The sequence below is a fragment of the Clostridium sp. CAG:43 genome (assembly GCF_000434655.1).
Lineage (GTDB): Bacteria > Bacillota > Clostridia > Lachnospirales > Lachnospiraceae > Otoolea > Otoolea fessa.
This window is the reverse complement of record NZ_FR895092.1, coordinates 9,834-10,124: the sequence shown is the minus strand read 5'-3', so window position 1 is coordinate 10,124 and position 291 is coordinate 9,834. Positions and strand designations below refer to the sequence as shown.

At 52.9% G+C, this 291-nt stretch carries 1 pseudogene; it reads left to right on the top strand.

What is annotated here, in order from left to right:
* Positions 1 to 291 (top strand): annotated as a pseudogene (locus QVO97_RS12770) (DUF512 domain-containing protein); the annotation flags it as partial.

Here is a 291-nt window from a genome sequence, read left to right as displayed (position 1 = left end):
GAGGCGGATATCCCGATGAATGGTCAGATCGTTTTATGCCGGGGCGTCAATGACGGGGCGGAGTTAGACCGTTCGATCCGTGATCTGACGAAATACATTCCGGCGATGCAGAGTGTTTCGGTCGTGCCGGTCGGTCTCTCGAAGTACCGCGATGGTCTGTATCCGCTTGAGCCGTTTACACCGGAGCAGTTGGGCGATACCATTGATTTGATAGAGAAATGGCAGAAGAAGATCTATGCGGAACACGGTATTCACTTCATTCACGCCAGCGATGAGTTTTACATGGGCGCC